The organism is Mesorhizobium sp. B2-4-1 (genome assembly GCF_006442185.1).
Lineage (GTDB): Bacteria > Pseudomonadota > Alphaproteobacteria > Rhizobiales > Rhizobiaceae > Mesorhizobium.
This window is the reverse complement of the sequence record NZ_VFVN01000004.1, coordinates 227,330-239,567: the sequence shown is the minus strand read 5'-3', so window position 1 is coordinate 239,567 and position 12,238 is coordinate 227,330. Positions and strand designations below refer to the sequence as shown.

Sequence of the window (12,238 nt, the reverse complement as noted above, 5' to 3'; positions counted from 1 at the left end):
CAATGCGTTGCGCGCCCGCTTGGACGTGCTCAAAGACGCGGATATCGGGCGGTTCAGCCGATCATCGCGCTACGACCGCCAGTTTCGGCCTCGCGAATCTTGGTGTCGCGCGATTCGAGCATTTCCGCCTTGGAAAGCTCCGCTTCAGCTTCGCCGAGTAATGATTCGGCGGCGCTTCGCTGCTGGGCGAGGTCGCCTTGCGAATTTCTGAGGTTGTCGCGGCGCAAACGGGCCGCCTTGGCGAAGGTCGGATAGGCGAAATGATTGATGTCGGTGATACCGGCCTTCTTTTCCTCGGCGCTGATCTGAAGCTCCAGCTCGGCGGCCATGCGTTCGAATTCGGCGATCATCATGTCGAGCTGCAGCAGCTGCCGCCGCTTCTCATTCACCTGAAACTGTTTCAGCCGAACGAGGTTTTCACGTGACTTCATGATTCGGTACTCCCGGAAACGCACACCTGCACATATCGTCCAAACCACTTGGAAAGGCCCAAGCGCTGCCCGTGTCCACCGGCTTTCCCCGCACTATGGGAAACAAAACCCTAAAGTTTTTTGCCGACGGTAACCATTCGTTTACGGGCATTGTTAATCATACGGGTCAGGACTTAAGGCCGGGTAAAAATCCGGCTGGCGACATGGAAGCGATGTCGATGAGTCCCTGGAGTCACTTAGTCCAGGTTTTTAATGTGTTGCATTAGCGGTTTGGTCCTGTGATTCGGTATTAAATTCAAGAGGGTGTAGAAAGTGGTTAAAAAATCTGGTACCGTCATCGACGCGGAATTAGGTTTTGTTAACCATTCCATGGCAGCCTCTGCACCAGGCAATCACTGCTCCGGTCCCGGATGGGTCGCAAGATGGTCCGGCAGCAGAAAAGGGGAATGAAATGCGTGTTCTGCTGATAGAAGATGACAGTGCAACCGCACAAAGCATCGAGCTGATGCTGAAATCGGAAAGCTTCAACGTCTATACGACCGACCTCGGCGAAGAGGGTGTCGATCTGGGCAAGCTCTACGACTACGACATCATCCTTCTCGACCTCAACCTACCCGATATGTCCGGCTACGAGGTCTTGAGAACGCTTCGTCTCTCCAAGGTGAAGACGCCGATCCTCATCCTTTCCGGCATGGCTGGCATCGAGGACAAGGTGCGCGGCCTCGGCTTCGGCGCAGACGATTACATGACCAAGCCTTTCCACAAGGACGAGCTGGTGGCGCGCATCCATGCCATCGTGCGCCGTTCGAAGGGACATGCCCAATCGGTCATCACCACCGGCGACCTGGTGGTCAATCTCGACGCCAAGACCGTCGAAGTCGGCGGTCAGCGCGTGCACCTTACCGGCAAGGAATACCAGATGCTGGAGCTGCTCTCGCTGCGCAAGGGCACCACGCTCACCAAGGAAATGTTCCTTAACCACCTCTATGGCGGCATGGACGAGCCGGAACTGAAGATCATCGACGTCTTCATCTGCAAGCTGCGCAAGAAGCTCGATGCTGCGTCCGGCGGCCAGAATTATATCGAGACGGTCTGGGGCCGCGGCTATGTGCTGCGCGAACCTGAAGACATCCGCGTCAGCGCCTGAGCGACGGCCGCCCGATCGAAATTCCAAACAAAAACCCGGCGTCAGCCGGGTTTTTTGCGTCATAGACCGGTGGTAACCGCGATCCGACGGATCAGGCAGCGATCTTCAGTGTGCGAAAGCGCTCGAGTAGCTGCGGGCGGTTGAACGGCTTCAACAGATAGCCTTGGGCGCCGGCGCGTTTGGCTCGCATGATCGAGGCGATGTCCAGTTCGACCAGCGAGATCAGGATCTGCGGCTTGGTCGGGCTTTCCATGGCGCGCACGCGCCGGATCAGGTCGACCGCCTGTACATCCGGCAGTGCACCGTCGACGACGATGATATCAGGCATATCGGCGGCGCACATCTCCAGCGCGTCAAGCCCGCTGGCGGCTTCGATGACCATCATGTCGGAACCGCCCAGGATGCGCTTCGCAACTTTCCTGATGACGCTAGAATCGTCGACGAACATGCAGCGTTTCATTTCCGGGTCCTCTTTGCCTTGTGGCAATCCGGTCGCGTCGGGGTATCTGCCGCACAGCATAGGCCGATCTGGTAAAGAAGCCGAAAAGCCATTAGGTAAAATTTTTGCAAAGATGCCAATTTGCAAGCTTTTCCTTGCAGATGCTTTGGCCCGCGCTGTCAGGCGAAGTTCATCTTTCGCCCACAGGTCCGTTCAACCAATATTACAGCGCTGAAATACTTTGCTGCTGGTTTGCGCGGATCTCAGGCCGCCGAAAGCACGATCTCTTCCGCGGTCGCATGGATCGATATCGTCATGTTGGCCTCCCGCGCCAGAAGCAGCGTATAGTAAGGCTGCACCGAATGCGCGTCGATCGGTTCCTCCGGCTTGTGGCCGGAATGCAGTTCGAGGAATTTCGGCGGCACCCGCAACATGGGGCCGCTCGCCGAAAGCGCGAAGCGAGGCTCGGTCTCGAGATTCTCCAGCGTCACCGAAAGCTTGCCGCCACGTGGAATGGCAGCGTTGGCGACCAGGATCAGGTTGAGCAGCAGCTTGACCTTGTTCTTGGGCAACAGTGCACGGCTTCCATTCCAGGTGAGTTCCGGCTTCTCGTTCTTGAGGAAGGCGATAGCGACGGCTTCCGCATCGCCGGTGTCGATCTGCATGCCGGCGGAACCCGCCGCGCCGAAGGCGATGCGGGCGAACTGCAGGCGCGCCGAGGCGTTGCGGGCGCTCTGGCGGATCAGCTTCATGGCGTCCTCGTCGGCGCCGCCTTCATCGAGCAGTTCAAGCCCGTTGTTGATCGCGCCAACAGGCGAGATGATGTCGTGGCAGACCCGGCTGCACAAAAGTGCCGCCAGATCGGGTGCGGAAAGGGTGAAAAGATCGGACATCGGCGAAAATCCCTGCAAAAATCCCATAAATCATGGCCGCGCGATCGATCGACGCCTGCCCACGCGAATCACGCTCTCTTCCCGAGCTTTCTGAATACACAGCGCCCGTGCGTGCAGCAACAAACCCAAAATCGCCGTTGGGGCCTATGGCGCGTTCACGCAGGCTGCTTGCCTGTATGAACGACCCCAACAGCCTTCGAACCGCCATCTTCATGTGCGAGTTTAATGGTTGAAAAAGGATTACGGCATAGTTTGCCCCTAACAGCCATCCTTAACGGCCGCCTAAAGAGCCGTACGGGTGCGAGGCGTCGGCGAAAGTGCTCCCTGACGGAGATTGGAAGCATGTTTTCCCGATTCTACGGCCGGAGTTTTCTCCGTGTCCTCTCAATGGCGATCACGCTCATGGGCGTTCTCGTCTTCTCGACATCGGCCCTGCGGGCCCAGGAGTACACCGCTCAGGAGATTGTCGATTCCGGTCACAAGTTCTTCGGCGCGACATCGGGCGGCCTTGCCACAGTCGTGGAGAAGATTTTTGCTTCCTATGGCTTGCCCAATGGCTATCTGCTTGGCGAGGAGGGATCCGGCGCGCTGATCGGCGGCCTGACCTATGGCGAAGGTACGCTCTACACCAAGAATGCCGGCGACCACAAAGTGTTCTGGCAAGGCCCGTCGCTGGGCTGGGATTTCGGCGGCGAGGGATCGCGGGTGATGATGCTCGTCTATAATCTCGATGACGTCGGCAATCTCTACAACCGCTATGGCGGCGTCGCCGGCTCGGCCTATGTGGTGGCGGGCGTCGGATTCAACGTGCTGAAGAACAACAATGTGCTGCTGGTGCCGATCCGCACTGGCGTCGGCGCCCGGCTCGGCGTCAATCTCGGCTACCTGAAGCTTACCGAACGGGCGACGTGGAATCCGTTCTGACCCGAGGTCACGACCGGAATGTGTATACGCTTTCGATGAGAATCCAGATCCGATGACCCATATGCCCCGCGGCGAGCCCTTGCCGCAGCGCCGGATTTCCGTCATGCCAACAGAGTAACGGTCAAAAGTCGCGACGGCTTTTGATCCTCGTATTGTTGCATGTCGGCGCGCGATAACGGATAGTCACTTGGTTCAGTCGGTCCTGTTCTTTGCTCTCGGCTTTCTCTGCGCCGGCTTTCTGGCGCTGATGGTGGCTCCGGCCATCTGGCGGCGGGCGGTCGCCCTGACGCGCAAACGCATCGAAGCCTCGATCCCGCTGACGCAAGCCGAAATCGGGGCCGACAAGGACCGGATCCGGGCGGAGTTCGCCATGGCGACGCGCCGCCTCGAGATGAACGTCAAGGCGCTGCGCGAGAAATCGACCGAGCAGCTCATCGAGATCAATCGCGGCCGCGAGGCCCTGAAGGGGCTGGCGCTGGAGCGCATGGACAAGAACCAGGTGCTCGATGAACTGGCCGCCAAGAACGCGGCGCTGCACCAGCGCGAGGATGAACTGCACCGGCTGTCCGAGCGGCTCAAGGAGACCGAACGCAAACTGGAGAAGCGCGCGCTTGAGCTTGAGAAGCTGGAACGCATGTATGACGACGCCAGCTTCTCCTCCAGCAGCCGCCAGATCGAACTTGTGGCGCGCGAATCCGAGTTGCAGAAGCTCGCCAGCGATATCGCGCTGCTGCGCGGCCAGCGCAAGGAGGCGGACAGGCGCAACCAGGAGATCGCGGCCGAAAGCAAGGCCGCGCGTGAGGCGCTGAAGGCCGAGAGGAAAAAAACCGCCGAACTGGACAAGAAAGTCGAACGGTTGCTCGCCGCGCTTGCCGACCGAGAGGAGAAGCTCGAACGCCGCGAGAAAGATCTGGCGCGGCAGCGCGAAAAAGCGAAGGCCGGGGACGGCGCCTCGGCCTTGCGGTTGATCGGCGGGCAGGTACAGGCGGACAGGCGCGACGACGTCGAAACGGCGATCGCCAGGCTCGACGCCGACCGTGAGCGGCTGGAGGCCAGACTGACGGCACTGGCACGCGAGAACAAGCGGCTGAAGGCGGATCTGTCCGCTGCCGAGGCCGCCAGCCCGCAGGGCGATACACGCCACGCAAGTTCCATGTTGCGCGAACAGATGAATGACCTGGCGGCGGAAGTCGTCAACTTGACAGCCAAGCTCGAAGGGCCGGGGTCGCCGATCGCCAAGGCGCTGGAGGCGCAGCAGGATGCGCGTCCGAACAGCGGCGGCCGCAGCCTTGCCGACCGCGTGCGGGCATTACAGAAGGCGGCTGCGGCAGATTGAATTCAGGCACCGCCAGCGCAGAAATGATGCAGGGCGATGGCGGATGCCGCCGCGACGTTCAGGCTGTCGAAGCCTTCCGACATGTTGATCCGAACAGTATTGAGACGGGCGAGCAGGCTTTCGGGCAGGCCTTGGCCCTCAGTCCCGAGGTAGAGTGCCAGGCGTTCGGCCGGTTTTGCATCGCGTATGTCTGATGTCCCGCGCGGCGACAGCGCAAATTGGGTAAAGCCACGCCGGTCGAGCGTCGCGGCGAACCGCGCGGTGTCGCTGAACGAGGCGAACGGGACCTTCAAGGCCGCGCCGACCGAAACGCGGATCGCCTTGCGATAGAGCGGATCGCAGCAGGTCGCATCCAAAAGGATCGCGTTGGCGCCGAACGCGGCGGCGTTGCGGAAAATCGAGCCCATGTTGTCATGGTTGGCGATGCCGACGAGCACCACGATCAATGCTCGGGCAGGCAAGCCGTCCAGCAGGGCCTCGGCCAGCTGGGGCGTCTCCTTGCGACCAATGGCAAGAATGCCGCGATGCATGTGAAACCCGGCAATGGCATCCATCACAGCCCCGGCGGCGACATAGACCGGCAGGTTAGGAGATGCCTTGTGCAGGATTTCTTCGAGGCCGGCCAAGCGGTTCTCCAGAACCAGCGCCGATTCGGCACGGAAGCGAGCGGCCGACAGTAGCATGTCGAGCACGACCTTGCCCTCGGCAATGAAGCGGCCCTGTCGGCCGGCGAGGTCACGCTCGCGGATGTCGAGATAGGCGGCGACGCGCGGATCCCGCGGATCGTCGATGTGGACAAGGATCATCTGAGCCTCGGCTGACAATCGGAATCGGTTGCCAAGAACACGATGCACGGAGGCAGTGTCAAAGTGTATTTTGCGCGCCCAGGATGGACGCACATTGCGGAAGGCCGCTGGTGGCGTAAACGTTTACGCGACCAGCCGTTCAAGTTCCGGCGCGGCGCAGCCTTTGTGCCATCTGGGACAGATCATCCTTGCCGCTGCCGAAAATGCCGTCGAGCGTGGCAAGCAGTTCGCGCACGGCGTCGGATTTGCAGGAGTAGTAAATCATCTGGCGGTCGCGGCGGGTGTCCACAAGGTCCAGCGCCCGCAACTTTGCCAAATGCTGCGACAGGGCGGACTGGCTGAGCATCACCTTCTCGGCGATGGCTCCGACCGACATTTCACCGTCGATCAGATAACTCATGATCAAAAGCCGTTTTTCATTGCCCATCAGCATCAGAAATTCGGCCGCCGATCCGGCGTTGGCGATTAGCTTTGTCGAGATCATCGATCCCCCATGCTCTTTGCTCATCGAGGCACCATGGGGGCAATGGTGCCTGAATCCATAAACTCAGTTGTGAATGGTCGCCAACGAGTCAGCGCCACAGCCAAAGGGTAGAACATTTCATTCAAATCTCAAGCGTTGCTTTTGATCAAACGTAATTTAAGTGCGGTTATTTGGCGACGTTGCCGCCCGGCCGCTCTTGGCCATGTCGACCAAGACGTGCCTCAACTCATGCGCTGTGACCAAGGGCTGCGGAAAGAAGACCCTGCCGGCATCGTCGCCAGAGGCCAGATCCATGCCGTCGGCATCGAATCCGGCGATGACCCAGCCGTCGCCGGATGCCCGGGCAAAATGATGCGCGTAGAGGGCGACGGCGTCGAGATGGTCCGCATTCATGTGGTCGATCGCGGATTGCTCGCTGGCTGCCAGTTCCTCGACGATCGGCCCGTCGGTGATGAGATCGGTGCGATCAAGCAGGTAGGCCTTGCCGAAGCCGCCGTTCAGGCTGGCGCGCTGCGGTTCGAGACGAAAGATCGAAAAGTCGCCGAGGCCGGCATAGAGGCTGGCCTTCGGATTGTGGTTGAGATAGCGGCGTTCGGCGCGTGCATGCGCGTCCGATCCGCGCTCGATCCGCGCTGCCCGGCAGATCAGCGTCAACCGGGGATGCGCGAGCGGGTCGCCCTTGCCCGGCTCGCCGAGCAGCAGCGAACAGCGCGGGTCCGCAAGTATGGCGGGCGTATGGGCCGAAAGCTGCGACACCAGGATCAGCGGCGTGCCGTCGACGTCGGTGGCGACGCCGACCCGACTCGCCAGCGGCGAACCCGTTTGCGGCTCCAACACCGCCAAGGCGCCGAAGCGGGTGCGGCGCATGAGTGTCTTGGCCTGCCGGACCGCCTCGGCGTCGGTCTCGCGGATCACGTCCTTCGTTCGATCGGCCAAAATGCTCGCCCTGCTAAGTTGATTTGACTATTCCACTTATCAGACGATGGCGCCAGGCTGGCAAGTGCTACTTCGGAGCCATGCGAATGGCGCCATCGAGACGAATGGTCTCGCCGTTGAGCATCTGGTTCTCGATGATGTGCAAGGCAAGGGCCGCATATTCCGACGGCTCGCCGAGGCGCGAGGGGAAGGGCACCGCGGCGCCCAGCGAATCCTGCACCTCCTGCGGCATGCCGGCCATCATCGGCGTCCTGAATATGCCGGGTGCGATGGTGCAGACCCGGATGCCGGAACGGGCAAGATCGCGCGCCACCGGCAGCGTCATGCCGACGACCCCGCCCTTTGATGCCGAATACGCGGCCTGGCCGATCTGGCCGTCATAGGCGGCGACGGATGCGGTGTTGACGACGACGCCGCGCTCGCCGCCCTGCAGCGGGTCGAGCTTTGCGGCGCGGTCGGCGACGAGGCGGATCATGTTGAAAGTGCCGATCAGATTGACTTCGATCACCTTGCGGTACTGATCGAGCGGATGGGGACCATCCTTGCCGATCGTCTTCACGCCGATGGCAATGCCGGCGCAATTGACCAGGATGCGCGGTTCGCCCAGCTTGGCCGCGACCTCGGCAAGCGCGGCAACACCGCTGTCGGCGCTGCCGACATCGCATTGGACGGCGATGCCGCCGATCTCGGCCGCCACCTTGGCCGCCCGATCGACGCCGATATCCAAGATGGCGACGCGGGCGCCCCTGGCGGCCAGCGCGCGCGCCGTCGCCTCGCCAAGGCCGGAGCCGCCGCCGGTAACAACCGCGACCTCACCGTTTGGATTCATGGCGTCATCCTTTCACATGAGAATCAGGCGTGGATCAGGCGCGCAATCGGCGCGAATGGTCAAGCCATCGCGGCAAAGTGCTCGGCGACCCTGGCCTGGTCGGCATGGCAGACCTCGCCCGTGAGCCTTGCAACCGCGCCCGGCATGATCTCGTGCGACAGCAGCCTGTCGAGATCGACGGGGCGTGGCATCGATATCTGGCCGCGCGGGATACGCTTGAAGCCGAGCGGTCCATAATAGGGCTCGTCGCCGACCAGCATGACGGCGGGCGCTCGGGCCTTGGCGGCCGCTTCCAGCGCGATCGCCACCAGCCGGCGGCCGATGCCGAGATTCTTGAAGGCCGGCCGCACCGCGAGCGGCCCGAGCATCAGCGCGCGTCCGGCGCCTGCGGCGATGCGGGTCATGCGAACTGATGCGACCACGAGATCGCCGTCCATGGCGACGAAGGACAGCGCGCGTTCATGCCCGCCGGCCTCGCGGATCTTGTAGGCGGCCAGCACAAAACGGCCGGGCCCGAAGGCTTCGTCATTGATGGCTTCGATCTGAGGGTCATGCGCCGGAGTTTCCGGCAGGTATTCTACGTCGGCAAGGCTCATGGTCTTTGCGTTCCGGTACAGGAGGAAAGGTTTGCTGCAAACGGCAGCATTCGCCAATCAGCGCTTTATCAAGCGTGGGCGCCCTTTCGTCGTCGGTCGAACCGGATCAAAGCAAAATCGAACATGCGGAGTGTCCGCTAGCATCAATTTCCCGCCGCTGCAATCGGCGGTTTTGCAGGTAGAGAGCAACGGGCGCCGCGACGTGCTTGACGATCTGTTCAGCGCCCGGCGATTCCATGCAACGACTTGGAGCCCTACATGATGTTCTAGACAGGAAAGGACAAGCGATGGGATTGCTGGTCGAAGGCAAATGGCAGGACCGCTGGTACGACACCAAAGGCAGCGGCGGCAAATTCGTGCGGGCGCAGTCGCAATGGCGCGACTGGATCACTCGTGACGGGGCGCCTGCCGAAGGCCGCGGCCGCGGCCGCGGCTTCAAGGCGGAGCCCGGTCGCTATCACCTCTATGTCTCGCTTGCCTGTCCCTGGGCGCACCGAACGCTGATCTTCCGGGCGCTGAAGAAGCTTGAAGGCATCATCTCCGTGTCGGTCGTCCATCATTTCATGGGCGCCGATGGCTGGACGTTCCTGGCGCAGGACGGAGCCACAGGTGACACGCTCTATGGCCTGGACTTCCTGCACCAGATCTACACCAGGGCCGACCCTAACTATTCCGGCCGGGTCACGGTGCCGGTGCTGTGGGATAAAAGGGATGAGACCATCGTCTCCAACGAATCCTCCGAAATCATCCGGATGCTGAATTCAGTTTTCGACGCTTGGGGTGACGCCAACCTCGACTTCTATCCGCAGGCGCTACGCGGCGAGATCGACGCGGTCAATGCGCTGGTCTATCCCGCCATCAACAACGGCGTCTATCGCGCTGGCTTCGCCACCACGCAGGCCGCCTACGAGCAAGCGTTCGGGGAGTTGTTCGCCGCGCTCGACACGCTGGAGCATCGGCTGTCGAATCAGCGCTATCTCGTCGGCGAGCGGATCACCGAAGCCGACTGGCGGCTGTTCACCACGCTGGTGCGCTTCGACCCGGTCTATGTCGGCCATTTCAAATGCAATCGGCGCCGCATCGCCGACTATCCCAACCTGTCGAACTATCTGCGCGACCTTTACCAGGTGCCCGGCGTAGCCGGCACGGTGAACCTCCATCATATCAAGTCGCACTATTACGGCAGCCACGAAATGATCAACCCGACGCGTATAGTGCCTGTGGGGCCGGAAATTAACTACGGCGCGGGGCATGACAGGGCACGGTTCGCCAAGGCGGCTGCCTGAACTACCAATAGGGTGATGGCGGCTTCCCGCCAAAAACCTCGGCGATGCGCCGCAGCGTTGCCGGCGTCGTGCCCTGGGGCAAACGGTCGAGCGGAAAGAAACCGGCCTCGGCGATCTCGCGGTCCGGCAGTTTCGGGGCTGTCTGGCTGAATTTTTCGATCAGGTACAGGCCGACATGGTCGCGGCGGCTGGCGCGGCGGTTGAAATGCATCGAGCGCAGCACCGGCGGAGCGGTCAGCGTGATATTGCCCTCTTCCGCCAGTTCGCGCGCCAGCGCTTCGGCCATCGTCTCGCCGATCTCGACTCCGCCACCGGGAAGCTGCCAGCCCGGCACATAGGTGTGGCGGATGAGGAAGAGGGAGTTGGATGCCGTTTCGTGGATGAGCCCGCGCACGCCAAGCGTCATTGGCCGCCGCAGCACAAAGTAGAGATGGAACAGCCTGGCTCGCAGCCCCGGCCAGCCGGTCTGGCGCAAAGTGCTCTCGGGATCGGTCGTCATCAGTCGCGAAACCGTGGGTGGAAAGCCGCGTGCGCGTCGCCTATGAAAGAGAAATGTTCAGGCTCGCACATATTTCCGATATCCATTTGGGGCCACTCCCTGAAGTAACCTATCGCGATCTCGCCTCCAAGCGGGTGCTGGGCTACGTCAACTGGCAGCGCAACCGCCGCCGGCACATGCACGATGCGGTGATCGACACCATCGTGGCCGATATCAAGGCCAGCGCGCCCGATCACCTCGCGGTTACCGGGGATCTCGTCAACCTGGCGCTCGATGGCGAGATCGAGATGGCCAAGCACTGGCTGGAGACGCTCGGCTCGCCGCATGACGTGTCGGTGGTGCCGGGAAATCATGACGCCTATGTGCCTGGCGCCTTCGACAAGGTGTGCCGGTCCTGGGCGGCATGGATGACGGGCGACGGCGTCAACAGTCCGGTCGATCGCAATTCGTTTCCCTATCTGCGCGTGCGCGGCAATGTCGCGTTGATCGGCATCACCACGGCGCGTGCCACGGCACCCTTCATGGCCAACGGCTTCTTCATGGAAGGCCAGGCCGAGCGGCTGCGCAAAATACTCGATGCGACGGCGAAGCAAGGATTGTTCCGTGCGATCATGATCCATCATCCGCCGGTGCGGGGCGCCGTCCCGCAGCACAAGCGGCTGTTCGGCATCGCCCGCTTCCACAAAATCATTCGCCGGCACGGTGCCGAGCTCGTCCTGCATGGCCATTCACATCTGCCGTCGCTGTTTCAGATCGGCCCGCGCGACGCCAAGGTCCCGGTGGTTGGCGTCGCCGCGGCCGGCCAGGCTCCCGGCGGCAAGCCTCCGGCGGCGCAGTACAATCTGTTCGACATAGACGGTGAAAAAGGCGATTGGCGCATCCGCCTGACGCGGCGCGGCTTGACGGGGCCGGCGATACCACCTTCGGATCTGCAGACGCTCGAGCTCGGGGCGCAACCGGCTATGGCCGCAAGCTGAGCCCCAGCGCCACGATACGGTCCCAGAACAGCACGATCGAAACCGCCAGTCCCACCAGCGCGCCTGCGGCGATCAGGCCAAGGCCGGACAGGACGGCCGACCAGCCCTTGCTGCGCGGTGGCGATCGCAAAGGCGGCTCGGCTTCCGGCACCACGTGCCGCTTCATCCCGGGAACGGCAGCCTCGACGCCACCCTCCATCATTCTCTGACGTTCGACGATCCGCTCGGCGACATAGCGCGTCACGGAATCGGCAACCGGCTTCATCTCGCTCGATTCGGCCAGCACCACACGGCCGATGCGGGTGTCCTTCAGGAAACGGTAGGTGCGGCGGTCGCGTCCCATGGCGACATGGCTGACGGCGTCGATCCACAGGCGCGGCTGCAGACCGGACGAGACGACGAAGTCGAAACTGTCCATGTCGGCGGGAACGTCGGCAAAAACGGGCGCGAGTTCGGTGGCAAGAAGGTCGAGCCGCATGCGATGCGCCTCGCGCATGTCGACGACGACGTCGTCGCGATCGGCAAAGGCATTCTTTACATCGCGAATGGCATCGGACAATTTTCTCGACGGGTCGATGATCTTTTCGCCTGCATCCTTCATGGGCGTGGCCTCGCGGGTTTGGTTAACATGGAGTTAACACAGCCGCCGGCAAAA

At 62.0% G+C, this 12,238-nt stretch carries 15 protein-coding genes; 5 read left to right on the top strand and 10 right to left on the bottom strand.

All coding sequences use genetic code 11. From position 1 onward, the window contains the following. Positions 1 to 53: 53 nt before the first annotated feature. Positions 54 to 431, bottom strand: a complete 378-nt coding sequence (locus tag FJ949_RS12865; RefSeq protein ID WP_140496101.1) for a flagellar export protein FliJ — start codon at positions 429 to 431, stop codon at positions 54 to 56. Between the two features lie 451 nt (positions 432 to 882). Between FJ949_RS12865 and ctrA the strand changes: the two genes are divergently transcribed. Beyond that, a complete protein-coding gene (gene ctrA / locus FJ949_RS12860) occupies positions 883 to 1,578 on the top strand; it encodes a cell cycle two-component system response regulator CtrA (protein WP_006203583.1) in 696 nt (231 codons plus the stop codon). A gap of 91 nt (positions 1,579 to 1,669) precedes the next feature. On the opposite strand, the gene FJ949_RS12855 is transcribed toward ctrA, so the two are convergent. Beyond that, positions 1,670 to 2,038, bottom strand: coding sequence for a response regulator (locus tag FJ949_RS12855; RefSeq protein ID WP_140496100.1), 369 nt, complete (start codon positions 2,036 to 2,038; stop codon positions 1,670 to 1,672). A 242-nt stretch (positions 2,039 to 2,280) separates the two neighbouring features. Then, positions 2,281 to 2,910, bottom strand: coding sequence for a histidine phosphotransferase family protein (locus tag FJ949_RS12850; RefSeq protein WP_140496099.1), 630 nt, complete (start codon positions 2,908 to 2,910; stop codon positions 2,281 to 2,283). Positions 2,911 to 3,297: 387 nt separating this feature from the next. Between FJ949_RS12850 and FJ949_RS12845 the strand changes: the two genes are divergently transcribed. Next, a complete protein-coding gene (locus tag FJ949_RS12845) occupies positions 3,298 to 3,834 on the top strand; it encodes an EipA family protein (protein ID WP_224518884.1) in 537 nt (178 codons plus the stop codon). 187 nt (positions 3,835 to 4,021) lie between these two features. Further along, complete coding sequence (locus FJ949_RS12840; RefSeq protein ID WP_140496098.1) at positions 4,022 to 5,170, top strand: hypothetical protein; 1,149 nt, start codon at positions 4,022 to 4,024, stop codon at positions 5,168 to 5,170. A 2-nt stretch (positions 5,171 to 5,172) separates the two neighbouring features. Here FJ949_RS12840 and FJ949_RS12835 read toward each other — a convergent pair whose 3' ends face one another. The 5 genes from FJ949_RS12835 to FJ949_RS12815 form a co-directional block, all read right to left on the bottom strand. Continuing rightward, positions 5,173 to 5,976 carry an RNA methyltransferase gene (locus FJ949_RS12835; RefSeq protein WP_140496097.1) on the bottom strand — a complete coding sequence of 268 codons (804 nt, stop codon included), beginning with the start codon at positions 5,974 to 5,976 and terminating at the stop codon, positions 5,173 to 5,175. Positions 5,977 to 6,115: 139 nt separating this feature from the next. Further along, entirely contained in the window at positions 6,116 to 6,460 is a 345-nt protein-coding gene (locus tag FJ949_RS12830; RefSeq protein WP_140496438.1) for a metalloregulator ArsR/SmtB family transcription factor, read from the bottom strand. A gap of 156 nt (positions 6,461 to 6,616) precedes the next feature. Continuing rightward, positions 6,617 to 7,396, bottom strand: coding sequence for a HugZ family protein (locus tag FJ949_RS12825; protein ID WP_140496096.1), 780 nt, complete (start codon positions 7,394 to 7,396; stop codon positions 6,617 to 6,619). Positions 7,397 to 7,463: 67 nt separating this feature from the next. Next, on the bottom strand, positions 7,464 to 8,225 hold the full coding sequence (locus tag FJ949_RS12820; RefSeq protein ID WP_140496095.1) for a 3-hydroxyacyl-CoA dehydrogenase: 762 nt from the start codon (positions 8,223 to 8,225) through the stop codon (positions 7,464 to 7,466). 59 nt (positions 8,226 to 8,284) lie between these two features. Further along, positions 8,285 to 8,821: an N-acetyltransferase gene (locus tag FJ949_RS12815; RefSeq protein ID WP_140496094.1), complete on the bottom strand. Its 537-nt coding sequence runs from the start codon at positions 8,819 to 8,821 to the stop codon at positions 8,285 to 8,287. Between the two features lie 287 nt (positions 8,822 to 9,108). Between FJ949_RS12815 and FJ949_RS12810 the strand changes: the two genes are divergently transcribed. After that, positions 9,109 to 10,107, top strand: coding sequence for a glutathione S-transferase family protein (locus tag FJ949_RS12810; RefSeq protein WP_140496093.1), 999 nt, complete (start codon positions 9,109 to 9,111; stop codon positions 10,105 to 10,107). A gap of 1 nt (position 10,108) precedes the next feature. Here the strand turns inward: FJ949_RS12810 and FJ949_RS12805 are convergent, their stop codons facing one another. Beyond that, positions 10,109 to 10,606, bottom strand: coding sequence for an NUDIX domain-containing protein (locus FJ949_RS12805; protein ID WP_140496092.1), 498 nt, complete (start codon positions 10,604 to 10,606; stop codon positions 10,109 to 10,111). Positions 10,607 to 10,659: 53 nt separating this feature from the next. Between FJ949_RS12805 and FJ949_RS12800 the strand changes: the two genes are divergently transcribed. Next, on the top strand, positions 10,660 to 11,583 hold the full coding sequence (locus FJ949_RS12800) for a metallophosphoesterase (protein WP_140496091.1): 924 nt from the start codon (positions 10,660 to 10,662) through the stop codon (positions 11,581 to 11,583). On the opposite strand, the gene FJ949_RS12795 is transcribed toward FJ949_RS12800, so the two are convergent. Beyond that, entirely contained in the window at positions 11,567 to 12,184 is a 618-nt protein-coding gene (locus tag FJ949_RS12795) for a hypothetical protein (RefSeq protein WP_140496090.1), read from the bottom strand. The two genes, FJ949_RS12800 and FJ949_RS12795, sit on opposite strands and share 17 nt — an antisense overlap. Positions 12,185 to 12,238: the final 54 nt, after the last annotated feature.

What these genes read in the sequence shown, in the direction of transcription:
- FJ949_RS12865 (WP_140496101.1), bottom strand. Translation starts at nt 431, where the DNA reads ATGAAGTCACGTGAAAACCTCGTTCGGCTGAAACAGTTTCAGGTGAAT.
- ctrA (WP_006203583.1), top strand. Translation starts at nt 883, where the DNA reads ATGCGTGTTCTGCTGATAGAAGATGACAGTGCAACCGCACAAAGCATC.
- FJ949_RS12855 (WP_140496100.1), bottom strand. Translation starts at nt 2,038, where the DNA reads ATGAAACGCTGCATGTTCGTCGACGATTCTAGCGTCATCAGGAAAGTT.
- FJ949_RS12850 (WP_140496099.1), bottom strand. Translation starts at nt 2,910, where the DNA reads ATGTCCGATCTTTTCACCCTTTCCGCACCCGATCTGGCGGCACTTTTG.
- FJ949_RS12845 (WP_224518884.1), top strand. Translation starts at nt 3,298, where the DNA reads ATGGCGATCACGCTCATGGGCGTTCTCGTCTTCTCGACATCGGCCCTG.
- FJ949_RS12835 (WP_140496097.1), bottom strand. Translation starts at nt 5,976, where the DNA reads ATGATCCTTGTCCACATCGACGATCCGCGGGATCCGCGCGTCGCCGCC.
- FJ949_RS12830 (WP_140496438.1), bottom strand. Translation starts at nt 6,460, where the DNA reads ATGATCTCGACAAAGCTAATCGCCAACGCCGGATCGGCGGCCGAATTT.
- FJ949_RS12820 (WP_140496095.1), bottom strand. Translation starts at nt 8,225, where the DNA reads ATGAATCCAAACGGTGAGGTCGCGGTTGTTACCGGCGGCGGCTCCGGC.
- FJ949_RS12815 (WP_140496094.1), bottom strand. Translation starts at nt 8,821, where the DNA reads ATGAGCCTTGCCGACGTAGAATACCTGCCGGAAACTCCGGCGCATGAC.
- FJ949_RS12810 (WP_140496093.1), top strand. Translation starts at nt 9,109, where the DNA reads ATGGGATTGCTGGTCGAAGGCAAATGGCAGGACCGCTGGTACGACACC.
- FJ949_RS12805 (WP_140496092.1), bottom strand. Translation starts at nt 10,606, where the DNA reads ATGACGACCGATCCCGAGAGCACTTTGCGCCAGACCGGCTGGCCGGGG.
- FJ949_RS12800 (WP_140496091.1), top strand. Translation starts at nt 10,660, where the DNA reads ATGTTCAGGCTCGCACATATTTCCGATATCCATTTGGGGCCACTCCCT.
- FJ949_RS12795 (WP_140496090.1), bottom strand. Translation starts at nt 12,184, where the DNA reads ATGAAGGATGCAGGCGAAAAGATCATCGACCCGTCGAGAAAATTGTCC.